20 protein-coding genes, 1 pseudogene and 1 other annotated feature are annotated in these 24,483 nt (G+C 34.3%); of the genes and pseudogenes, 12 read left to right on the top strand and 9 right to left on the bottom strand.

Annotated features, from left to right (window positions below):
• Positions 1 to 79 precede the first annotated feature (79 nt).
• On the top strand, positions 80 to 1,612 hold the full coding sequence (locus RBQ61_RS04105) for a polysaccharide biosynthesis protein (RefSeq protein ID WP_308139253.1): 1,533 nt from the start codon (positions 80 to 82) through the stop codon (positions 1,610 to 1,612).
• A gap of 107 nt (positions 1,613 to 1,719) precedes the next feature.
• The gene (locus RBQ61_RS04100) at positions 1,720 to 2,271 is read left to right on the top strand and encodes a putative ABC transporter permease (protein ID WP_308139252.1); all 552 of its coding nucleotides are present in this window, start codon (positions 1,720 to 1,722) and stop codon (positions 2,269 to 2,271) included.
• 58 nt (positions 2,272 to 2,329) lie between these two features.
• On the opposite strand, the gene RBQ61_RS04095 is transcribed toward RBQ61_RS04100, so the two are convergent.
• Positions 2,330 to 2,572 carry a hypothetical protein gene (locus RBQ61_RS04095; protein WP_308139251.1) on the bottom strand — a complete coding sequence of 81 codons (243 nt, stop codon included), beginning with the start codon at positions 2,570 to 2,572 and terminating at the stop codon, positions 2,330 to 2,332.
• A 567-nt stretch (positions 2,573 to 3,139) separates the two neighbouring features.
• On the opposite strand from RBQ61_RS04095, the gene RBQ61_RS04090 reads away from it, so the two are divergent.
• The 6 genes from RBQ61_RS04090 to RBQ61_RS04065 all read left to right on the top strand — a co-directional run bounded on the left by RBQ61_RS04090 (position 3,140) and on the right by RBQ61_RS04065 (position 9,291).
• Complete coding sequence (locus tag RBQ61_RS04090; RefSeq protein ID WP_308139250.1) at positions 3,140 to 4,081, top strand: aminotransferase class IV; 942 nt, start codon at positions 3,140 to 3,142, stop codon at positions 4,079 to 4,081.
• 146 nt (positions 4,082 to 4,227) lie between these two features.
• Positions 4,228 to 4,608 carry a Na+/H+ antiporter NhaC family protein gene (locus RBQ61_RS04085; RefSeq protein WP_374049898.1) on the top strand — a complete coding sequence of 127 codons (381 nt, stop codon included), beginning with the start codon at positions 4,228 to 4,230 and terminating at the stop codon, positions 4,606 to 4,608.
• 37 nt (positions 4,609 to 4,645) lie between these two features.
• Complete coding sequence (locus RBQ61_RS04080; RefSeq protein WP_308139249.1) at positions 4,646 to 5,410, top strand: sulfite exporter TauE/SafE family protein; 765 nt, start codon at positions 4,646 to 4,648, stop codon at positions 5,408 to 5,410.
• 232 nt (positions 5,411 to 5,642) lie between these two features.
• On the top strand, positions 5,643 to 6,704 hold the full coding sequence (locus RBQ61_RS04075) for a Xaa-Pro peptidase family protein (RefSeq protein ID WP_308139248.1): 1,062 nt from the start codon (positions 5,643 to 5,645) through the stop codon (positions 6,702 to 6,704).
• A gap of 47 nt (positions 6,705 to 6,751) precedes the next feature.
• Positions 6,752 to 8,317 carry an AbgT family transporter gene (locus RBQ61_RS04070; RefSeq protein ID WP_308139247.1) on the top strand — a complete coding sequence of 522 codons (1,566 nt, stop codon included), beginning with the start codon at positions 6,752 to 6,754 and terminating at the stop codon, positions 8,315 to 8,317.
• Between the two features lie 293 nt (positions 8,318 to 8,610).
• Entirely contained in the window at positions 8,611 to 9,291 is a 681-nt protein-coding gene (locus RBQ61_RS04065; RefSeq protein ID WP_308139246.1) for a FadR/GntR family transcriptional regulator, read from the top strand.
• 92 nt (positions 9,292 to 9,383) lie between these two features.
• On the opposite strand, the pseudogene RBQ61_RS17630 reads toward RBQ61_RS04065, so the two are convergent.
• The 7 genes and pseudogenes from RBQ61_RS17630 to RBQ61_RS04035 all read right to left on the bottom strand — a co-directional run.
• Positions 9,384 to 9,584: pseudogene (locus tag RBQ61_RS17630) on the bottom strand (transposase); the annotation flags it as partial.
• 409 nt (positions 9,585 to 9,993) lie between these two features.
• Positions 9,994 to 11,646: a biosynthetic-type acetolactate synthase large subunit gene (gene ilvB / locus RBQ61_RS04060; protein WP_308139245.1), complete on the bottom strand. Its 1,653-nt coding sequence runs from the start codon at positions 11,644 to 11,646 to the stop codon at positions 9,994 to 9,996.
• 37 nt (positions 11,647 to 11,683) lie between these two features.
• Positions 11,684 to 12,694, bottom strand: a complete 1,011-nt coding sequence (gene ilvC / locus RBQ61_RS04055; RefSeq protein ID WP_308139244.1) for a ketol-acid reductoisomerase — start codon at positions 12,692 to 12,694, stop codon at positions 11,684 to 11,686.
• A 76-nt stretch (positions 12,695 to 12,770) separates the two neighbouring features.
• Positions 12,771 to 13,004, bottom strand: coding sequence for an ACT domain-containing protein (locus tag RBQ61_RS04050; RefSeq protein WP_213923949.1), 234 nt, complete (start codon positions 13,002 to 13,004; stop codon positions 12,771 to 12,773).
• Between the two features lie 138 nt (positions 13,005 to 13,142).
• Positions 13,143 to 13,387 (bottom strand) — a binding site (T-box leader).
• Between the two features lie 161 nt (positions 13,388 to 13,548).
• Positions 13,549 to 15,177, bottom strand: a complete 1,629-nt coding sequence (locus RBQ61_RS04045) for a putative manganese-dependent inorganic diphosphatase (RefSeq protein ID WP_308139243.1) — start codon at positions 15,175 to 15,177, stop codon at positions 13,549 to 13,551.
• Between the two features lie 14 nt (positions 15,178 to 15,191).
• Positions 15,192 to 16,178: an ATP-binding protein gene (locus tag RBQ61_RS04040; protein WP_308139242.1), complete on the bottom strand. Its 987-nt coding sequence runs from the start codon at positions 16,176 to 16,178 to the stop codon at positions 15,192 to 15,194.
• Complete coding sequence (locus tag RBQ61_RS04035) at positions 16,171 to 17,253, bottom strand: DnaD domain-containing protein (RefSeq protein WP_308139241.1); 1,083 nt, start codon at positions 17,251 to 17,253, stop codon at positions 16,171 to 16,173. Before RBQ61_RS04035 ends, RBQ61_RS04040 begins: the two co-directional genes overlap by 8 nt.
• 274 nt (positions 17,254 to 17,527) lie before the next feature.
• Between RBQ61_RS04035 and RBQ61_RS04030 the strand changes: the two genes are divergently transcribed.
• Entirely contained in the window at positions 17,528 to 19,033 is a 1,506-nt protein-coding gene (locus RBQ61_RS04030) for a M23 family metallopeptidase (RefSeq protein ID WP_308139240.1), read from the top strand.
• Positions 19,034 to 19,263: 230 nt separating this feature from the next.
• Here RBQ61_RS04030 and hcp read toward each other — a convergent pair whose 3' ends face one another.
• A complete protein-coding gene (hcp, locus tag RBQ61_RS04025) occupies positions 19,264 to 20,910 on the bottom strand; it encodes a hydroxylamine reductase (protein ID WP_308139239.1) in 1,647 nt (548 codons plus the stop codon).
• Positions 20,911 to 21,273: 363 nt separating this feature from the next.
• On the opposite strand from hcp, the gene RBQ61_RS04020 reads away from it, so the two are divergent.
• From RBQ61_RS04020 to RBQ61_RS04010, 3 genes are all read left to right on the top strand, one after another.
• The gene (locus tag RBQ61_RS04020; protein ID WP_308139238.1) at positions 21,274 to 21,759 is read left to right on the top strand and encodes an HD domain-containing protein; all 486 of its coding nucleotides are present in this window, start codon (positions 21,274 to 21,276) and stop codon (positions 21,757 to 21,759) included.
• Between the two features lie 213 nt (positions 21,760 to 21,972).
• Complete coding sequence (gene hpf / locus RBQ61_RS04015; RefSeq protein WP_308139237.1) at positions 21,973 to 22,506, top strand: ribosome hibernation-promoting factor, HPF/YfiA family; 534 nt, start codon at positions 21,973 to 21,975, stop codon at positions 22,504 to 22,506.
• Positions 22,507 to 23,256: 750 nt separating this feature from the next.
• Positions 23,257 to 24,396 (top strand): HD-GYP domain-containing protein, encoded by a 1,140-nt coding sequence (locus RBQ61_RS04010; RefSeq protein ID WP_308139236.1) that lies wholly within the window; start codon positions 23,257 to 23,259, stop codon positions 24,394 to 24,396.
• The last annotated feature ends 87 nt before the right edge of the window (positions 24,397 to 24,483 follow it).

The following is a 24,483-nucleotide window of genomic DNA, read 5'->3' as shown; positions in this document are numbered from 1 at the left end:
AATTTATCTACCCTACTTTTCCTCATTAATTGAAGTATAAAGCATATTATTATATGGAACATATTTTTAGAGGTGGACTATGAGAAGGGAAAATATTATTTTCGGAACGTTAATATTGACTGCCGCAACAACCGTTGTAAGAGTTGTTGGAATACTGTTTCGCATCTATCTTGCCAATGTCTTGGGAGCCGAAGGTATGGGATTGTACCAGCTGATACTTTCCGTGTACCTGCTGATGGTGACTCTTGCAACAGCTGGGATAAGAGTTGCTGTTTCAAGACTTATATCAGAAGAGCTGGCGCTGAGAAATTTCAACAATGCCAAACGCGTGCTTCGTCAGTCTCTGGTGCTTTCCGCATTCACAGGGTTTGCTTCTGCTTTTATTTTGTATTACTTCGCAGACTACATGGGCGGCAGCATACTTAACGACAGCCGCACAACCATGGCGCTTTTATACCTTGTTCCCAGTCTACCTTTCATAGCTGTTTCAAACTGCTACAAGGGGTATTTCTATGCTGTGGGCAAAATAACAAAGCCGGCAGTTATTCAGGTTGCAGAACAGCTGGTAAGAATTGCGGTTATATTTTATATAATGGATATTTTTCTGCCGAAAGGAATTGAATACGGCTGCGCCGCAGTTGCCATAGGCATGACCGTCGAAGAATTATTTTCCCTCATATTAACCTGGTTTTTTTATATTTTTGATAAAAAACCATTCAAAAAATCTAATATAAAAGCTGATAACATGATTTTTAAAATTCTAGGAATATCCCTTCCTCTTTCTGCTACATCTTATTTAAATGCTATTTTGAGGACGGTTGAAAACACGCTTATTCCTGCCAGACTGCTTTTATTTGGCTTATCCCCGGCTGCTGCTATGAGCATTTACGGAATGATTAAGGGCATGGTTTTGCCGATTTTATTTTTTCCTTCTTCATTCCTGACATCTCTGTCATCAATTTTAATTCCTGCTGTGGCAGGTGATAACGCCGCTTCTAATGAAAAGAAAGTTTCCGGCACTCTTTCAAAGGTACTTCATTTCACCTCCATTTCAGGAATATTGGTAGTTGCCGTATTTGTAGCGTTTCCAAAAGAAGTAGCCACTGTGGTTTACAACGATTCTCAGGTTGGCGTCATGATAAAAATAATATCCTTCGTATGCCCGTTTATGTATCTAAACATGGTCATATCATCTATGCTCAATGCACTGGGTGAGCAGATGAGCTCATTCAAAATAAATATAATTGAATCGGCACTCAAAATATCCATAATATATTTCTTTGTACCTGTCTACGGGTTTAACGCATACTTATTTTCGTTGTTCATAACCACCATACTCAATACAATACTGTATCTCACAAGGCTTCTGCAGGTTTCATGCATAGTATTTGATATCTCAAACTGGATTTTTAAGCCTGTTGCTTCAGGAGCAGCAGCCGGATTTATTTCTAAATTTTCATACAATATTTTTATGGCAAACTCTCCAAATCAAATATTTCCGTTGATTTCTTCCATAATAATATGCATGCTTTTGTATTTAATGGGACTTATTTTAACCAGAAGCGTTAAATTATCATCTATTAATGAACTAAAAAAATATATAAAAAAATAGCAGCTGTTGAAACTTTCTTCATTATGAACATATTGGCATAAAAACCAAAGGATATTTCTTCGATTAATTCAAAAAATACTTTTAACAAGTAAAAAAGGAGAGATATCATGCAATATAATTTGATAAATATGTTGATGTTTTTCTTTGTCTACGGATTTTTAGGTTTTATTCTGGAAACTGTGTTTAGAAGTGCCGCGGAAAGGAGATTAGTCATAAGCAGAGGTTTTTTGACAAATATGTTCTGCCCTCTTTACGGAATTTGCGGCCTAGCCATAATCCAGATATTTATCTTCACGGAAATTACGATCACCAGCCGCCTTGCAGCCTTGATTCTTGCTACTGTGGGAAGTATGCTGGCCGTAACTGTCCTTGAATATGCATCCGGACGAATTTTAGACAGGGTTTTTGACCACAAAATGTGGGATTACAGCAACCTACCCTTTAATTTTCATTCATATGTCTGCCTTGATTTTTCACTTATGTGGGGAATTGTATCAATAATTTTAGCAAGTATAATTCATCCGCTGGTTCAAATGGCTGTATATGCTACAGCCGAAACAACTAAAATTATTTTTTTATACTTTGTTTTTTCGGCACTGTTTATAAATGCTTCCTATAACTTTAGAAAAATCTATCGTCTTAATTTAATAAGACTATAAAAAATGTCATGTTCAGAAATAACTGAGCATGACTCATGTCAAGTAGACAATTTAAATATTAGACACATATGGATGCATAGTTTAGATATTCTAAAGGAGCCATGCATCCTAGTTTTTTTGAAATCCTTTTTCCATAAAATATCTCGAATTTTAATGCGCCGAAAAATCCTTCCATAGGCCCATTATCTATGTACTCACCAACCTTAGACATACGTTCCAGCTTTTTCAATTTTATTTTCAAAGATATTTTCAGTATACTGGAATCTTCTATCGCTATGAAATATAAACTTTGCATCAACATACTTATTGATGGCTTTATCAAACAATATTATTGTTGTTCTTCTTAAATGATAATTCAATAATACTGTTATCATAAATATCCATAATTGAACAATTCATCTTGTTTTTCTTTTTCAGATTTTATCCTACTTTTATATTTGTAATATCCATTTCTTGAAACATCTAGAATCTTACATAGTTGGCTACTAGATAACCTTTATCTTTAAAAAAATCTACTGCTTTGTACTCTGCTTCTAACCTTACTTTCAAAAGCGAAATTTCTTTTCGTATTCTCTTCTTTTCTTTAATGCTATTTCTTTTTACAAGTTGAAGCTTTAACTTCTCAATTTCAGTTAAATTACTTTCATCAATTCCTGACCTTGGCCCACGCTTTTTATATTTTAATGTATCTGTTCCTTTGTATATATGCCCTTATTAAGAATTTTTTGTGAATTAACTTTTTTGTAGCCTAACGAATTTAAAAAAAGTTTTATTTAAAATAGAAAAACGTTTGACTTTATGTATATTTAATATTATAATTTTGGATAATTGGTAATACCAATTATCCAAAATTATAAGGAGAATAATTATGTACAAATTATCACAGCTCACACCAGATGGCAGCATTGTTCTTAACGGTGAAAAAATTGCAGACACAATTCTTTATGTAAACGGAGAATATGTGAAAAAGTCAGAGGCAGTAATTTCTGTTTATGATTCGGGATTTCAGCACGGTGATGGCGTTTATGAAGGTATACGTGCATATGATAGAAGAGTCTATCGCTTAGAAGAACACATTAAACGTCTTTATGAATCATGTTACACACTTGGTATTAATATCGGAATGACACAGGACGAAATGAAACAAGTTGTTAAAGAGCTTGTTAAAAAGAACATAGAGGCAGGCATACATGATATACACATGCGATTGCAAGTAACAAGAGGCTTTAAGGCACAGACAGGTATGCATCCTACCCTCAATATAACAAATTCATCAATTGTTATATGTGTTGATGAAAAACCACCTATATTCAATAAAGATGGGATTACACTTATAACTACTTGGCTCAAGAGATATAATCCACAGTATATGGATCCAAAAATCCATTGCTGCAATCAGCTTAATCAGATCATGGCGGCTTGCGAAGCAATGAGGCAGGGTGCAGATGAAGCAATTATGCTTGACCAGAATGGATATGTTGCTGAGACAAACTCAACAAACCTTCAGCTTATAAAAGACGGTGCACTCGTTCTACCTACTCTGGACTCACAGCTTCCAGGCATAACAAGAAAAACAATGATACAAATTGCAAAGGATCTTGGAATGGAAGTTCAAGAAAGAAACGTATCTATTTCTGAATATTACAATGCAGACGAAGTATTTATTTGTGGTACAGTTGGCGAAGTTGTTCCTATAAAGATGATTGATGGTAAAAAGATAGGTCATAAGGTTCCAGGCTCTATTACAGAAAAGTTCTCACAGGAATATAAAAAGATGACCGAAACTTTCGGTGTTTCAATTGATGATTAATTAAAAAAAATCAATGGAAGAAACTTATGGAAAACTAAGAAAACGTCACCCTTTTTTATAGCAGTTCTACCCATAATAGTTATGGCAGTTGTTATGGGAGTAGGTTTTGGTAAATATCGTTACAGCGTAGAAGTTTTACTTCTTCTATGCTCTTTCCTCACCATTATTCTTGCAGTGACGGCACGCTTATTCTTGTAACAGTTATAGCAACATTTATTGTTACTATAGTTGTGGGAAACGCATATATTCCAATTCTTCTCTGTGGCGAACTTTTTAAGGATGCTTTTAAAGAAAGATGTTTGGATGCGAAAAACCTTTCCAGAACTTTGGAGGATTCAGGAACATGTGTAATTCCGCTCGTACCTTGGTCAGGCGGTGCATACATGGCGGCAACCCTCGGCGTTGCAACATGGGATTATCTGCCTTGGACTATATTTTGTTACACAGGTTTCATATTTGCTATAATCTGGGGCTTCACAGGCTTTGGTATTGCAAAAACAAAGAATGAAAAAATTGTAAATATTTGACATTAAAAATAATCAAGAAGAATTACTGGAGAATATTATGTTTATATTTTATTTTCTTATAGCATTTATCGCTTCCACCATAGGGGCTATAAGCGGTATAGGCGGAGGAATTATAATAAAGCCTGTTATGGATGCCATAAGCGGGCTTTCAGCAAGCACTATAAGCTTTATGTCCGGATGTACAGTTTTGTCTATGGCTCTATTCTCGTTTATAAGAGGACTTAAGGGAGAAGTAAAGCTTAACTATGCAGTAAGTATCTGGCTAGCAGTAGGTGCTGCTAATGGAGGATATATAGGCAAAAGTCTTTTTTCAGCTTATACTGGAAACATTGCTCTTGTACAATCCGTTATGCTACTTATTATTAATTTTCTTGTATTTATTTATATAACAAATCAAGGAAAAATCAAAACACTTACACTTATGAACCCATTTTTGTGCTTTGTCATTGGGCTTTTGCTGGGCATGGTTTCATGTTTTCTTGGAATTGGAGGCGGTCCAATAAATATTGCTGTACTTTACTACTTTTTTTCTATGTCACCAAAGGTTACAGCCAAAAATTCACTTTTTATTATTCTTTTTTCCCAGGTTACAAGCTTTGTAACTACTTTAAGAACAAATACTGTACCATCATTTGACACCTTGTCTCTTTACGTTATGTGCACAGGTGGTGTAATAGGAGCAATCGCAGGATTAATAGCATCAAAAAAAATGTCTAACAATAATGTTGAAACTTTTTTTACACTTGTTCTTGGTGGGCTTATAATGCTTAACACTTATAATGTTTTACAAATTATGATGTAACTTTTGTAATTTATATTAGACAAAAAACAGTATTTATTAATGTGTCAATTTATTACTAATTATTTGTAATAATTGATACTATAAAAATTATTGACAATATTTCGCATTTGAATTAGCTATATATAGCTTGCTATATAAAATGAATTAAATTATATGTTAAGAGAAAAAATAAATATAAAAGATTAAATTCAAACTAAAAGGTAATTCGAAATTTAATAAAAGGAGTATGAATATGTACAGAAGAGTAATGAAAAAAGTAAAAGAGAGCAATGTAGATGCCTATATTGTGCGTAATGATGCAAACAGAAATTATCTTTGTAGCAAGGGAAACTATTATCTGCCAGGTATTTTACTTATAACGGCAGAAGAAGTTTTTCTTGCAACACCTTCAAGAAATATAAAATATTTTAAAAATATTTATTCAGAATATACTGTGTTTTTTGGTGGTATTGATGAAATTGTAAAAACAAGCTTTAGTAAAGGCATTAAATCTTTAGGATATGAGTCGACAACAACATCTAAATATGATTATGATATGCTTGTAAAAAAATTTTCCGGCGTAGAACTTGTAGATATGCCTCAATTTATTGAAGATGTACGTATGATTAAGACGGAAAAAGAGGTGGAATTTATTCAGCAAGCTGTTGATCTTGCAGATAAAGCATATTTAGAATTTCTTAATTTCATTAAAGTTGGAATGACGGAAAAACAAGCAAGAAATATATTCAATGATATATTAATGCATATGGGTGCAGAAGGGTTTTCGTTTGATACATTATTATCTTCAGGATCAAGATGCTTTATGCCACATTGTGCACCTACTGAAAAGGTTATTAAAAAAGGTGATTTAGTCCTTATGGATTTTGGTGTTGTACTTAATGGATATTGCTCTGACACATCTAGAACTATTGTAATGGGCAATGCTGATGACAGACAAAAGGAAATGTATAATCTTGTATTAAAAGCACAAATTATGGCGCTCGAAAATATTAAAGCAGGAATGACATGCAGAGAGGCTGATGCATTTTCTCGAAATATTATTACAAAAAAACTGGACAAAGGTTGTTTTGACTACGGCCTTGGTCATGGTATTGGTATGGAAGTTCATGAAAAGCCAAGGCTTCATCCTCAAAGTGATTATATACTTTCGGAAAATACTATTGTTTCTGTTGAACCGGGCATATATATAGAAAATTGGGGCGGAATAAGAATTGAAGATCTTCTGTTAATAGAAAAAGAAAAAGGAGGACGTAATCTTACAAAGGCACCGAAAGATACTTTATTAGAAATATAATTTTGTTATAAGGAGGAATGCTGAAAGCGAATTTTCAGCGAATATCTATGGAAAAAACAAAGAGAAAGAAAAATTTTTTAAACAGAACTCTTGACAGAGTTGAGATAGCTGGCAACAAGCTACCTCATCCAGTCACTCTGTTCTTCTACCTGGCAATATTTGTATTGCTTCTATCATTTATTGGGGCTTCTGTTGAATGGTCAGCATCGGGTGAAATTTTAAACAGAGTAACAAATGAAGTTGAAATGCAAAAAATTACAGTTAATAACCTGCTTTCAAAAGAAGGGCTTGTATATATACTTACAAGCATGTTATCTAATTTTACAGGATTTGCACCTTTAGGTGTAGTTCTTGTAGTTACCTTTGGTATAGGTATGGCAGAAGGAAGTGGATTTATAAGTGCTGCTGTTAAAAAAACAGTATCGGTTACACCAAAAAGATTAATAGTTCCAGTAGTAGTATTCCTTGGAATCATGTCTAATGTAGCTTCGGTTGTTGGATATGTTGTACTAGTCCCACTTGGTGCGATTATTTTTATGTCTTATAATAAGCATCCTCTTGCAGGAATGGCAGCAGCTTTTGCTGGCGCATCAGGTGGATTCAGTGCTAACCTTTTAATAGGTGCAATCGATCCCCTTCTTTCTGGCATTAGCACAGAAGGAGCGAGGATTCTTGATCCTTCGTATGTTGTCGACCCTACAGGAAACTGGTTTTTTATGATGGCCTCAACAGTAGTCATAACGATTGTAGGCACTATTATCACTGAAAAAATAGTTGAACCAAGACTGGGTATATACGATAAGAGTAAGGCACAAGTTACGCAAAGTGAAATGGAACTTGGTAATATGAGTCAAATAGAGAATAAAGCTCTTAAAGTATCAAGTATAGTTCTTTTTGCAATGCTTATTGGTTTATTTTTACTTTGTATTCCTAAGACTTCATTTCTGAGAAATATACAAACAGGTAGCCTTGTAAGTGGATCTGCTCTTATGAAAGGAATAATTCCTATTATTACAATAATGTTTTTTGTACCTTCAGTTATTTATGGGAAAATTACTGGTGTATATAAGTCGGAAAAAGATATTGCAGCACAAATGGGGAAAAGTATGTCTACAATGGGTGGATATATTGCACTTGCTTTTGTTGCATCACAATTTATATCTTATTTTGAAAAAACGAATATTGGCATTATTATAGCTTTAAAAGGTGCTAAATTTCTTGGTTCAATTGGAATATGGCCTCCACTTTTAATGGTTATCTTTGTAATTCTTGCAAGTTTACTAAATTTGTTTATGGGTTCTGCTTCTGCTAAATGGGTTATAATGGCACCAGTGTTTATTCCGATGTTTATGGGACTCAATATTTCTCCTGAAATGACACAGGCAGCATTCAGAATAGGTGACTCCAGCACAAATATAATTACTCCATTAATGGACTACTTTCCACTTATTCTTGCTTTTGCAAAAAAATATGATGAAGATACAGGTATTGGCACAATGATTTCCACAATGCTTCCATATTCTGTAGGATTCCTAATTTTCTGGGCAGTTCTTTTGGTTATATGGATGGTACTTGGCTTGCCACTTGGACCCGGTGTAGGCGTTTACATGTAATATAAATCATAAAAATAATATTTTATTAAGTAAGAATGAGCTTTTGTTCATTCTTACTTTTGTTATCATGGAAGAAATGATTTATATTATCATAGAACTCGTTGAATATATAGTCAGACTAAAGGTATTTACCTAAAAGTATTTTTATTTGTTTTTGTTGAAAGAACAATGGTTTCTTGATTTAAACAGTAATAGATGGTATAATGTTTAAAATAACGCAAATGTTGAAAGATTATTAAATTATGATATTCAATCCTGAAAATAAAACTCAAATATAACAAAGAGGAACGGGAATGTTTACAGAAATAGAACCAAGCGAAAAGGTAACAAATAAAATACTTAAACAGATAACTCAACTTATAAAAGACGGAGAGCTTAAGCCAGGTGAAAAGCTTCCTCCTGAAAGACAGATTGCAGAAATGATGGGAGTAAGTCGTCCTGCCCTCAAGCAGACAATAAGTATACTTGAAGCTATGGGTATTGTTGAATCGCGTCGTGGAGACGGGAACTATATTCTTCCATGCCAGAACAAGATATTCAATCCCATAATTCTTTCATTCTATGCCGCTCACGGAAATATGGACGACATATTAGAAGTAAGATATATCATTGAAGTACAAAATGTAAAAATAGCGGCACGCAAAAGAACAGAAGAGCAACTTGCTCTTCTGGATGAAATTATTTCCCGTATGGAAGGCCCTAAAACACTTAAAGAAAGAATTCTTCTAAACAATGAATTCCATCTTGAACTTATACGAATAACCGGAAATCCGCTGCTTATAAACTTCTATGAAAGCATAATCGATCTTATTGGCGAGCAGATAACAACTACCGACGGTAGTGATTTTTATTCCACTCACAAGGATATTGTAGAGTTTATAAGAGATAAAAATTCAGATGGAGCAGCAAAATCAATACTAAGACATTTTGGAGTAAAATTCCCAAATTTCAAGTATTACGCTGAAGATATGTAATTCTTAATAATAAGGTAGATGTTTTTTTGTCCTTCAATAGGAAAGTTTTCTAAAAAGTGAAAAAGGTGTACGCCCCAAACGCTTGTTGTACTTTATACGGTGATTGGGCGGTCAAAAAATGATTGCCCTATTATTGTTCCCTCATTTTCAATATACCTATTGCTCATACCTTTTGCATATATTGCAATGATACGGTTTCCTATATCAACGGTTTTAGTTTTGAATTTACTTATTGCCTTTGGAGAAAATTCTCCGCTTCTGTCACGAGGTACATTAATTGGTATCTCACCATATTCACTTTGTAAGGTTTATTGTATCCATTACGACTGTTTCCACTGCATTTTCCTTCGACAAAATGTTTATCATATCATAAAATGTTCATCCATCTCTGATTCAAGCATTTCTTCAATTTTTCCTTTAAAAAATTCTTTTAATAAATTTTGCACATCATTCAAGTTTTCTCAATTCTTTGCTATAAATTTTGCCAATTCCTGTGTCTTTTCCTCACGTAAAAAAGTTTCGTGTTTCATGATAATACCTCCTCGCTTTTGTGGTTACCATTTATACGAAACTTTATACAGTCTCTTTAGAATATCGAAACTATGGTCTAATATTTAATTAAATTAATTGTCTAATTGACATGAGTCAGTTCAACTGAGCATGACGCTTTTTTATTTTTTATAGTCAGGAAAGTCTTAACAATTATCCGCTTATTAACAACTCGTCTATGGGCCTTCCAGGCGGAACTATGGGATAAACGCTGCAGTCATGGTCAATTCTGCATTCAATCAATACGGGTTCATTGACACCGCAGGTGCTTTCAAGAGCATTTTCCAACTCTTCCATTGATTCTGCCTTAAATGATTTTATGCCGTAAGAGCCGGCAAGCATCTGGTAGTTCACATCGTCATGGTTATCTGTTTCGGAATACCTCGCATTGCTGAACATTCTCTGCCATTGACGAACCATGCCCAACGTATTGTTGTTAAGCAATATTATTTTAACAGGAAGCCTATATCTTGAAATTGTAACTAATTCTTCACAGTTCATTCTAAAACTTCCGTCTCCGGTAACAAGAACCGTTTTTTTATTTGGGTTTCCTATCTGTGCTCCCATTGCAGCTCCAATTCCAAAACCCATTGTCCCCAGACCACCGGATGTTATAAACTCATCCGACCTGTTAAAATTCCAATACTGACCGGTCCACATCTGATGCTGCCCCACATCTGTTGCAACAACTGTATCCACACTGTAATAGCTGTTAACTTTTTTCAATATGTTCTCCGGAATAAATTGACCTTCGATATTTTTTTTCTGCCTTTTAGACATTATCTCATTCAGCCAGCCGCTTCTGTCTTTTTCCTCGGCTTTTTCAAGAAGCCTTTCAAGTATTTCTTTCATTTCACCTATAAGCGGAATACTTTCGTAGGTATTCTTGTCTACTTCCGTGGAATCAATATCTATGTGTATTATTTTGGCCCCCGGAGCAAATTTGTCCGGGCTTCCGATAACTCTGTCACTGAAGCGTGCTCCCATTGCTATAAGCAGGTCGCAGTTTGTAACCGCCATATTAGTTTCAGTTGAACCGTGCATTCCTACAAATCCCAATGAAAGCTTGTGATTCCTAGGAATAGTTCCCAGCCCCATAAAGCTGTTACATACAGGTATCCCTGTTTTTTCCGCAAATTTCAGAAGAAGATCATCATTCTTGGAAATTCTGACGCCCCCGCCGGCATATATTACGGGCTTTTGAGAGCTGTTTATAAGCTCAGCCGCCAGTTCAAGGTTGCCTCTTACATGCTCTTTCTCTTCAAAGTCTTCACCGGTGCCGCTTCCTTTGAATTCACATAAGCTCATGAACACATCTTTAGGAACATCCACAAGCACCGGACCCGGTCTTTTTTCCATTGCAACTTCTGCGGCTTCTCTTATAACGTCCTCCAGATCTTCAACGTTTCGAACAAGATAGCTGTGCTTTGTAACCGACAGAGTCATACCCGTTATATCAACTTCCTGAAAAGAATCTTTTCCTATAAGTGTATTTGCAACCTGACCTGTTATTACTAACAGCGGAACAGAATCCATATACGCGTTTGCGATTCCTGTTATGGTATTTGTTGCCCCAGGTCCGGATGTTGCAACAAATACCCCAAGTTTTCCTGTGCTTCTGGCGTATCCGTCTGCGGCATGAACTCCGTTCTGTTCATGCGCAGGTCTCAATACCTTAAAATAATCAAGTTCATCATATAGAGCATCGAAGAAAGGTATTACAGCTCCGCCGGGATACCCGAATAAAGTGTCTATTCCTTTTTCTCTTAGTACCCTTAATATTATCTGTGAGCCTGACAGTTTCATTTTATCCTCCAATTTTTCGGCCTAACCCAAGTACTTATTATTCCTGTCCTTCTGCAGGTTTTCCTATCCATGACATCATAGATCTCAGCTCTTTGCCCGTCTTGATTAACGGATGCTGCAATTCCATGTTTTTCATTGCCATGAATCTAGGTCTTCCTACTTTATTTTCAGATATCCAATCATAAGCAAATGTACCGTCCTGAATATCTTTCAATACATTTCTCATTGCCTTTCTGGTATCTTCTGTTACAATTTTTGTTCCTGTTACATAATCACCGTATTCTGCGGTATCGCTTATTGAATATCTCATATTTTCAAATCCGCCTTCATAAATCAGGTCTACTATAAGTTTCATTTCATGCAGACATTCAAAGTATGCAACCTCGGGCTGATAACCTGCCCCAGTCAGTGTATCAAACCCTGCTTTGATCAGCTCAGTTATGCCGCCACAAAGAACAGCCTGCTCACCGAACAGGTCGGTTTCTGTTTCTTCCTTAAACGTCGTTTCAATAACACCTGCTCTTGTTCCGCCGATTCCTTTTGCATATGCAAGTGTAAGTTCCCTACATTTTCCTGTATAATCTTGGTATACGGCAAATACATCCGGAACTCCCTTTCCTTCAAGATATTGTCTCCTTACTAAATGTCCGGGTCCCTTAGGGGCAACCATGAATACATCTACATTTTTAGGTGGAACTATCTGATTATAATGAATATTAAACCCATGAGCAAAAGCAAGGGCATTTCCTTCTTTAAGATTTGCAGCTACACTTTCTTCATAAATTTGTTTTTGTACTGTATCCGGTGCAAGCATCATAACAACATCCGCTTCTTTTGCCGCTTCAGCAACAGTCTTAACAGTTAATCCGTGAGATTCAGCTTTTGCCTTTGATCTGCTTCCTTCCTGCAATCCCACTACTACATTTACTCCGCTTTCTTTTAAGTTAAGCGCATGAGCATGGCCCTGACTTCCGTAGCCTACTACTGCAACCGTCTTTCCTTCAAGATATTTTAAATCCGCATCATTATCATAATACATTTTTCCCATTTTCTTCTTCCTCCATGAACTTAATTTTTTGTTTTTGAAATGATCTGTATTATCCCTCTACAGTTATTCACAAATATTACTGAGCCTCGGCAACGTCATATACGTCAACCAATTTTTGCATTTGAAGAACTGCCCTTTCAAAGCTTTCCTTCTTTTTTTCCTCCAGTGTAACTTTAAACTCCGAATTTTTTTCATTCAGCGAAACCATGCTGAATTCTCTAACATCAAATTGCTTTCTCCTTAGAGTCGTCAGCACTCTGACCGCCGAATCCATTCCCATTGATACTTTAAAGCTTATGGTTCTGCACATTTAAATCCTCCTTTTGGCTTCAACTTGAAATTAAGAGGAGGGGTAGTAAGTGCCGTTACCTAGCCATTTTCAGAAAAAATTTTGAAAACAGTATTAAGCATAAAAAAAACCTCTCGTCTCTATATACATCTAGATGTATATAGGGACGAAAGGTCTTTCGCGGTACCACCCTATTTTACGATAAAAAAATATCGCCTCATTCAAGTCGAAAAAACTTATTGTTTTTTGAACTCTATCCTTGTAACGCAGGAACACGTCCTCGCCTACTGTATTTCGGCTTGGCAGCTCTGGAGTGATCATTATATCTTGTAACACCGGCTCTCACCACACACCGGCTCTCTGAAGCTACAGTACGATATTTTTGTCTCCGTCAAAGCTTTTTAATATGTTTATGATTATACATACAGAAAAATCCTTTGTCAATACTTTTTTTAATTATTTTTCTAAATATTTATGCAAACGTTTTTTATTTTGCAATAAATTATTCTGAACAAGACTTAAAATTTCTTATTCAGAATAACTTTTGATCATTTATTTTTTACTATTACTGTCGTATAAGTTTCAGTGCATTTATAACCATTGGAACAATCTGTTTTTTTCTCGAAACACATTTATCCGCATAAATTCCCTGAAATATATTTTCCTCTTCAAATATGGTCTTTACAAGTCTTTCTCTGGCTGAAGTATAAAATATGTACGAACCTTCGTTCACTATGTCGGTAACAGCCATTATTATAAGAAAATAGTCTTTGTCATATGTAACATCGTCAATAAGTTTGATAAACTCATCCTTTCTGTCCATAATCTGATTTATATCCAATGTAAACACTTGTGATATTCCTATATTCTTATACACAAGATTAAATTTCTTGAAATCCTGAAACAGAATTTCCTCCATTGTTTTTCCTTCGAGAGATGTACCTGCTTTGAACATCTCCATTGCATACTCATGCAAGTCCAAATCTACGATTTCCAACAGCTCTTTTGCGGCTTGTTTGTCTCTCTCGGTTGTTGTAGGAGATTTGAACAAAAGCGTATCGGAAATTATTCCGGACAGCATAAGGCCTGCTGTTTGGTTTTTTATGCTTACGTTATTTTCTTTGTACATATTGTAAATAATTGTGTTTGAACTGCCTACAGGCATGTTTCTGAATATTATTGGAATTGCTGTCTTGATATCGCCTATTTTGTGATGGTCTATTACTTCAAGCACTTCTGATTCTTCCAGTCCGTCCGCACTTTGATTCATTTCATTATGGTCAACAAGTATAACTTTTTTTCTCTGAGGGTTTATCAAATGATTTCTGCTGAGCAGTCCCAGGTATTTCTTGTCCTTTGACACTATAGGAAATTTAGAATGCTTTGATTGTTCTATATCCTCCTTGCAGTCATTTAAATAATCCTCATCCGTAAACATCATGATATCTTCGCTCTTCATGATATCTTTTACATACTTGGACAAAGAAATATTCTTTGCTGTATAGTATGTCTTATACGGTGTCAGTATCATGTTAACTCTATTTTTTTCTGCCAATTCAATTAAATACGTCGGCACTGCCAAATCTCCCGTAACTATGATCAATTTGACTCCTGTTTCAATTGCATACCTGATAATATCGTATCTGTCGCCTACGATTACTATGGACTCCTTGTTAATCAGTTTCGATCTCCTCAGAGTATCTTCTTCAAACGATGCTACAGTTATATCTCCGTCAATTATTTCATCAAATTTAAGCAGTGCTTTCCCTATGAGAGTTTCAATTATATTATCATATAGTGTGCACAGATGCTGCTGATCTGTATTAATCAGGCTCATAGCTATATCCTTCATAGTAATTATTCCGGACAGATACCCATCTTCATCCACTATGGGCAGTGTCCTGAGCCTGTTTTCGTTCATATTAAAATATGCAAAATGCACGGAATTGTTTTTATTAAAGGGCTTGACCCTATCATAAGCTAAATCCTTAATTTGAATTTTTACATTATCCAGCACCTGGGGAACCTGTACGTTAAAATAATTTAGTACAAATTCTGTTTCTTTGTTGGCACTCCCCAGCATGTAGGGTATTGATAGTTCATTCAGTTCATTTTTAAGCTCCGCCAGTGCTATTGCGGAACACACGCTGTCAGTATCCGGTGTTTTGTGTCCGAATATTAAATTGTGTTTCATATATTCACCTTTCATTACTTGCTTTCCCACCTTAAATCCTTGCCGTAAAATTTAAGCGGAGCAAAATTATTGAACACTCTTGACATAATTCTGTCCGAATATGTCTCGGCAAGCTGTTCAAGCGATAAATTAGTTGAAATTATTGTTTTCTTTTCGGTTATCAACCTTTCGTTGATTATATTAAACAGTTCTGCATTTGTAAAGGAATTATTGAACTCTGTTCCCAAATCATCTATTATAAGCAAGTCACATTCAAAAATCATATTGTAATATATTCTGTTTTCTTCTGTTTCCGACTGCTTGTTAAACTTATGGTTTTCAACTATTTCAAACAGCGAAAAAGACGTCTGATATAAAACTGAAACTTCCCTGTCTATAAGAACCTTAGCTATACAATTGCACATAAATGTCTTTCCCAGCCCGGTTCCTCCGTAAAATAAAAGATTTATGCCGGTTCTGTGAAAGTTGTTGCAAAAATCTTCTGCTGCCTCAAGTATGTTGTACATATTTTGCTTCGGTGTAAGCCTTTCATTTTTATATACTTCATTGCTGAACACATTTATATCAAAAGTGTCAAAGTTCTCCTTGTTCAGCATGTGAACCATGTTGGACATGTTATACAAGCCGCGTATAATCTGTTTGTTCAGGCAGCTGCATCTTTTCCCGTCCTCAGTGTATCCGGTGTCGTTGCACTTCTCGCATTCATATTTTATGTCAATGTAATCTTTAGGAATATTATTGTCCTCATAAATTTTAGTCCTGTTTCTCTTTAGACTCTCTATATCTTTTTTTAGTTGCAAAACCTGTTCCTCCAAATTATCCGGAGCAGATATAAACAGCCTGGACAATTTAATACTCAGAAGCATAATCTGCCTGTCTGCTTCCTCCAGATCAGGAAATGCTTCATAAAGTTTCTTTTTTCTTTCTTCTGCCTCCCTAGCTGCCTTAAGCCGCTTTTTGTTGTAATCCGTCATAATATTTTCAAGTATCTGCTTATTCATCGTTCTCACCTCCGTCAGACATGTTAAGTCCTAATTTGTTGAGTTTCTTCTCAAATCTTTTTTTTACGATGCTTTCCAGCTCCTCTTCTGAATAATCCTTGATTTTCTGATCAAAATTATGAAATTTATTTCTTGCCTTAGTTCCGGTATTGCCAGGTTTTTTTACCTTTTTTGCCTCAGGTTTTACATCGTTCTTTAAATCTTCAATCGTTTTAAATCCATTTTTATTCCAATCACTAAGAATTTTATCAAAATAATTAAGATTTGGGTTGTTTATCTTAGTTGAATTATCCAAGCACTTCAAAATCATTTCCATGGAAAAGTCCCACTCATCAACCCATTTGTCAATAATCTTCATTTCAGCCTCAGTCAATATTCTGTTAAATCCCAGGGCTTTACTTATTCTGGAATAAACTGAATAACGGTCGTTTCTTTTCTCCAGATATTCTACCATTGAATCAATGTCATTTACTCCCTCATCATGCCACGCTGAAACCACTGATTCCACATAGCTGAACCTTTTTGCTTTCTTGTTGTTTATACAGTAGCTGAATGCCTGCGCCATAATTTCAGGCTTCATTTTGTAATTGTTCAGCCAAGATACTATTTTTTGCTTTTCGCTGATTTTCAACGGTCTTCTGTACATTTCCTCTATTTCTTCCATCATTTTCTTATTTTCTGAAATTTTGCTCGAAGAAATAAGCTCGTTATTATCGACATAATCCGACCTTTTTTTGTTTTGTTTAATGTACTTGTACACATTATCAATGTACAATTGCTTCAAATTGACAAATTCGACGGTATAGTTGTATTCATCGTCAGTTTCGTGTTTGATTATAATGCCTTCGTTCTGCCAATAATCCCACGCACTCATCACATCAGACAAAGGAAGCTTTAAATTTTTGGCAATTGTTTCATTGTTGAAATTTGACTGTTTATCACGAGCATACTTGTATCCCATAAGATACACTTTAACATAAGTGCCGTCGGCAACAGGCATGTAATCATTTATAAATATATTTTCAACAGGGGTATCCCCTAAATCTATTTGCATTTCTTGAAGAATAAAATACATAATTTACTCCTTTTTGGAAAAAATATATTATTATTAACGGTATAGTCCGTAAAAATTGTAATAAAATTGTAATAATGTTGTTATGTTTTTGTGAAAACATTTTTCTGTTTAATCGTTGACAATCCTTACTCATTTCGAGTATAATGTGTCAAGATGATTAATTAAAAAACTGTACTTTACGATTTAATTATATCATTTTTTAATTTAAAAGAGAATCGGTATTTTCTTCTTAAGTGATATAATTTTACAACGACAAACTACTAGGAAGTAAACTATGAAAAAATTAAAATTACCATTTAAAAAACCAAATATTCCAGAATCCGTAAAAATCTTTAAACAACTCCCAGAAAAAAAACTAAGACAAGTCTTTAATCACAAGATAAAATTCAATCATAAAATACAATTTACCAAGCGTGTCAAAGGATCAATTGCATTAGCGTGCGCCACCGTCTTGGTTTTGAGCGGCAGCTACGCATCAGACTACCTTAAAACTCACGAAAACAATATTTTTTCAACAGACAGCTTCAGTGTAGTTGAAGATGGCAAGGAGATATGCAAATTAAGAGATTCTGAAATGTTGGATACAGTGCTTTTAAAGCTTGAAAATAATCTTGAAAAATCACGCAACCATGACATAGCAATAGAAAATAAATTTGATGTTGTTAAATCAAAAGCAAGAGACAATGAAGTAGTAAATGATGAACAGCTATACAACATCCTTGAAAATACAGTGAACTATTCCATACTGGCATATTCAATAAACATCAACTCAGAACAAATAGGAATAGTCAATTCGGAATATGAAGCAACAAACGTAATAGAAGAAGTAAAAAATTATTTCAGCAAAGGCTATGACGAAGATTCAATAGTTGAAGTTAATACCATAGAAGATGTGGAAATCGAGCAGGTTAAAGCATCAAATACAGAAATAAAAAAAGCAGACGAATTAGTAAATTACATAATTAAAGGCACCGACGAAGAACAAAAATACATAGTTGAAGAAGGAGACACTTACTGGACTATCGCAGAATATTTTAATATGACTTTAGATGAGCTTATTTCTGCGAACCCCAATTCAGACCCTGACTGGATACAAATAGGAGATGAACTGAATTTAGTGGTTCCGAAGCCATTTTTAAACGTTCAGGTAAAAAGAAAAGTAACACAAGAAGAAAAAACGAAATATGAAACTGAATACACCTACGTATCTTACATGTACAACGATGAAGAGGTTGTCGACAGAAAAGGTGAGTACGGTATATCAAAAATAGAAGCGTTGGTAACAGAACAAAATGGTATCCAGGTAGCAAAAGAAGTTTTGTCAGAAAAAGTTGTATCCGAACCCGTAAGTGAAATTGTAACTACAGGTACCCAGGATCCACCGCCTAAGAAAGGAACGGGCTATTTTATAAATCCTCTGCCCGGTTCATATATTTCATCGCGTTTTGGTTCCAGAAGCGGAGGTTTTCACTTAGGCCAGGACATGGCAAAAGCATCAGGTTCATCAATCAAAGCTGCTGACGGAGGTACAGTTACATTTGCAGGCTGGTCAGGAAGCTACGGCTACATGATCGACATAGACCACGGTGGTGGATTTATTACAAGATATGCACATTGCAGCGAAATATATGTATCTGTGGGAGAAAAAGTATATCAAGGAAAAATAATTGCAGCAGTAGGTACAACAGGAGTTTCATCAGGACCACATCTTCACTTTGAAGTTAGAAAATACGGATCCGTTGTAAATCCTGCATCATACATAGGAGTTCAATACAGATAATATAAACATAAATTCGAAAATTCAGGCCGCCATACTCACTTCTTTTCATGCGAATGTGGGGTGGTGGCTCTTATTATGAAAAGCTGCGTACCATTACATTAGTTTAATTCCATCCAAATGATTACACCTACCTTATTGTATTAAAAAGCTGTTGAACAATATTTTTATTGATTATTCAACAGCCTATTAATTTTTTAATCTATCTTTTACAATAAATATTATAATTTACCTTATTGTCCTAAAATTGCTTCTAAATCTTGTTCAGGTGTTGAAATAGGTTTTAAATCAAATTTGTCAACTAATACTTGCAGTATATTGGGTGTAATAAATGCTGGTAGTGTTGGTCCAAGACGGATGTCCTTAATTCCTAATGATAATAAAGCAAGAAGTATTCCAACTGCTTTTTGTTCATACCAAGAAAGAACTAAGGAAAGTGGTAATTCATTTACTCCACAGTTAAATGCTTCTGCTAATGCAACTGCAACCTTAATAGCTGAATATGAATCACTACATTGACCACAATCAAGTATTCTTGGGAAACCTGCTACCGTTCCTAAATCAAGTTTATTGAAACGAAATTTACCACAGGCTAAAGTTAAAATAATAGTATCTTTTGGAGTTTTTTCTGCAAATTCTGTGTAGTAATTTCTGCCTGGTCTTGCCCCATCACAACCTCCAATTAAGAAGAAATGTTTAATTCCACCATTTTTAACTGCATTTACGATTTCATTTGCATGACTTAAAATAGCATTGTGTGCAAAACCAATTGGTATTCTCTTTTCAGTTTCATCTTCCTGCCATCCACCTAATTCCAATGATTTTTCAATAATAGAAGTAAAATCTTTTTTTCCATTAGATTCGTCTATATGTGGACAGTCAGGCATACCAACTATACTTGTTGTAAACAATCTATCTTTATAGCTTTCCCTTGGTTTTTGTACACAGTTAGTAGTCATCAATATGCATCCAGGGATTCCATCAAATTCTTCCTGCTGTTTCTGCCATGCTCCTCCAAAGTTTCCTATTAAGTGCTTATATTTTTTCAATTCAGGGTATGCATTTGCAGGAAGCATTTCACAGTGAGTATATATATTTATACCTTTACCTTCTGTTTGTTCTAACAGTTCTTTTAAATCTTTTAAATCATGTCCAGATACTATAATAAAAGGACCCTTTTTCTTTGTTATCAATACTTCTGTTGGTTCAGGATTACCATAAGTACTGGTAACTGCAGAATCTAATATTTCCATGCATTTTAGATCTGTTTTGCCAAGTTCCATATTTAGATTAAATAAGTCTTCAACCGTTAAGCTATCATCAATAGTACCAGCTAACCCTTTATAGAAGAAATTATTCACTTCATCATCAAATTTACCCAGTATATAAGCATGATGGGCATAGGCGGCCATTCCTTTAAATGCATATATTAACAGTTCCCTTAAAGAACGTATATCCATATCTAAATTTTTATCAGACATTATACCTATATTCTTCGCTTCTTCTACCATCTCTTCCATAGTTTTTGGTGCTTTGTATTTTGCTGCTTCAGGTACATTCTCAATCTCACCAACTGCATTTTTGAGTTCTTCTTTTATTTTCTCTGCCTTTTTAATATACTCTACAAATCTAGTTGGGTCAAAATTGACATTAGTAAGTGTAGAAAACATACTGTCAACTACAAATTTATTTATTTCACTCCTAATCTTTAGCCCTTTTTCTAAATTTTTTTGACCATAGAATCCGATACCTTTTAATTCGTGAATCAGCACATCCTGCAAATTGGCAACAATTGGATTTTTTCCACATACCCCTGACTTCACACAACCTTTTCCACCTAATGTTTGCTCACACTGATAACAAAACATTGAATTTTCCATAATTAAACCTCCTTAGAGTACTATTGTTTCGTTTGCATTAGTTTTTCTAGCTGAGTAAAATTTATCCCAAAATATATTAAAAAATAAATAATTACTGTTTCTAAATCCTTTAGCAGAAACAAAAATCTAATTTTTTATAAATAAAATAATAGGGGCATTGTAATCACATATAACGAATAAGCATCAAGGTGCTTGCGGTCTTTTTTTATGCATGAAATTATAAAAAAACACTGCGATAAAATTCCTGCATTACCATAAAAAAATATATTTTTTTCTTGCATTTTTGTATTCATAGTAATATTATGAAATAGTATTATTTATATAGGCATTGCCTGTAACAAAAAAAAACATAAGGATGGTACGATGATATATTTGGATTCTAGGTTTTTAGAAATAGCACGCCCGATTATTGAGCATGAAGAATATCAGCAGATGAGAAAAATTAAACATCACGACGAGAGCGTATTCGATCACTCATTAAAGGTTGCGTTCTATGCGTACCGAATGGCATATAAACACAACTTAGACTGGAGAGCAACAATTAGAGGAGCATTGCTTCACGATTTCTTTTTATATAAATTTAAAAAGAGCTTAAGTTTAAGAATTATAACAGACTCTATAAAGCATGCCATCGTGCATCCTCTGATTGCATATGACAATGCCATAAAACACTTTGACTTAAACGAAAAAGAAGAAAATATTATAAAAGCTCACATGTTTCCTTTTGGCTTGCCCAAATCAAAAGAAGCGTGGATCGTAAGCTATGTGGACAAGTATATTGCAGTATTTGAGTACGCGTCAAATTTTAAGAAGATGGCTAAACGGAAACCGGCATACAGTGCGGAATAGAAGATGCAAAAGCATCTTTTTTTATTTGCAAAACGTCCGACACATAGCGCCTGAAAGGACACTTTTTCGCATTGTACAAACCGATTTTGTCATGTTCTTTTGTACTTTGTAAACTACAAATAAAATATTTGCAGTTAGGTGTTTATTTGTTTCATATTTGGGTAAAATTTTAGTATAGTATAATAACTAAATAACTTGAAAGGGGCTGACTGCATGAAAATATCCATTTATGCTAAAAACATTCAACTGACCGACGCGCTAAAGGAGGCAGCTATTAAAAAGATTAGGAGGCTAGATAAGTTTTTTCAGCAGGATATCGAGGCTAAGGTTGTTCTCAGCATCGAGAAAAAATTTCACAAGGTGGAGGTTACAATTCCTTTCAATGGCAGAATAGTACGTGTCGAAGAAGCATGTGATGACATGTACAACGCTATAGATGAAGCGGTAGAGTCATTAGAAAAACAAATACGAAAACATAAAACAAAACTACAAAATAAAAAACATTCAAACGAATCTATAAAATTTGAAAATATAGAACCTCTTGATATAGAGGATGAAGAACAGGAGTTCAAGGTTGTAAAAACCAAAAGATTTGCAATAAAACCGATGAACATAGAAGAAGCAATTCTACAAATGGATTTATTAAGACATAATTTCTTCGTTTTCTTAAATGCAGATACAGAAGAAGTAAATGTAGTATATAAAAGAAATGATGAAAATTACGGGCTTATCGAACCCGAATTATAATATTCCCTTAGTTAAAAAAACAATTTGGCAAGAAAAAAATTCTTGCCAAATTATTTTTTGCCGGCAAATATAAACCTTCGCACATATTCCCCCGAATAATCCCAAACCTTTACTCTCTTTTTCTTAAGTTTGCCGTTCAGTTATAATTTTTTACATTTGCTGCAAATGAATTTCCGGAATACATATATTATATAATACATAAAACTGTATGAATGTCGAATGATGTAAATTAAATTATTATATTTTCATTTATATTTATACTCAAGATATAATTTATGAACTTATCCACAAATGTGGATAAGCTGTTGATAACTCCTTTTTTACAAACGTTGAAATTTGAACGTTTCTTTTTTTGTTGATTTTTGTAAAAACTACTTGACAAAAACATTTCTTAGTTTTTTCAAATTATGAAAGTTGTTAACAATTTTATCCACAGGTGTGGATAACTTCATAACAAAGGGAACATATCTTCTTTTTATATTATTTTATTAAAAAAATTTAAAACTCATTATTATATTTTAAAAATATAAGCATAATTAAACAATGTAAAATATTCTTATTATTAGTTACATGAATATTTAAAAGCTTCGTATAAATTGGATGAATTATTTTTATTCACTAAAAATTAATCTCTACCAGTTGACAGATATAGCTATTTTATACCTTTATCCGTAAAAATTATGTAGAATTCTGTAATTTCGTATGCTATAATGATTTAGTAATTTCAAACTACAATAGACGGGGTGTTTTATGTTATTTGTAACCAACGGACATCTCAAACCTGGGATGATTTTAGCTAAAGATATTTACTTGCATAATAACAATAATTTTTATGCTCTACTTTTGACAAAGGGACAAGTGCTAAATAACTCATACATTAAAAAAATTCATTATCACGACATAGATGGAGCTTACATAGAAAGCATAGGTTTCGAAGATATTGAAGTAGACTCCTATATTGACGATAATTTGAAATCAGAATCACTATCACAAATAAAAGACGTATATTATGAGTTTAAAATGAGCTCAGGCAAAATCAATGATCTAACCATAAAAAGATTGTCCTCAATAGTTGATACCTTAATAAGCGAAATATTGTGCAAAGATGACCTGACATACAATGTCATAGACTTTAAGAACTTTGACAGCTATACATATCACCATTGCCTCAATGTGGCTGTTCTAAGCATTTCTACAGGCATCTCCATAGGTTTAAGTGAGTCAGAGCTGCATGATCTTGGATTGGCAGGACTGCTGCATGACATAGGAAAAATGTCAATACCGGTTGAGATTCTTAACAAGCCCGGTAAATTAACCGATGAAGAATTTGAGTTAATAAAGACACACCCTGTTAGTGCTTTAAAATTTTTGGAAAACATGGTTTCATACAAGGTATTGAGGGCCATTGAAAGCCACCACGAAAAATTAGACGGCACTGGATATCCCTATGGAAAAAAAGCAGATAATATAAGCTATTACGCTAAAATTCTGGCGGTATGCGACGTATATGATGCATTGACCTCAGACAGGTCCTACAGAAAATCTGCTTTTCCCAATGAAGTAATTGAATATATAATGGGATGTGCCGACACCCATTTTGATTATGAAATATTGAATCATTTTATAAGAATAATTGTCGCATACCCTATAGGTACTTTTGTAAAATTAAGCAACGGCAAATTAGCGGTTGTAGTAAAAAATTACAGAGAAAACATACTTCGCCCCATTGTACGAATTATAGACGATGACGGTACAGTGGGAGAAGACGTGGATCTTCTTTACGACAGTGATTTTATGAATATTACCATAGTTGACATGGGATACGATTACAGCAATTCGGGACTGTCCGCAGTGCTTGAATCAACTTATGAACTTAAACTAAACAAATAGTACATTGGCTACAATAAGTTAAGAGCTTACGCTCTTATTTTTTTGCTGTTTTTTAACTCCCCATAATTTTTCAATTTAATCATTACA

This window comes from Sedimentibacter sp. MB35-C1 (assembly GCF_030913635.1).
Classification (GTDB): domain Bacteria; phylum Bacillota; class Clostridia; order Tissierellales; family Sedimentibacteraceae; genus Sedimentibacter.
The sequence above is the reverse complement of the archived record's forward strand: the minus strand, read 5'-3'. Positions and strand labels throughout refer to the sequence as shown.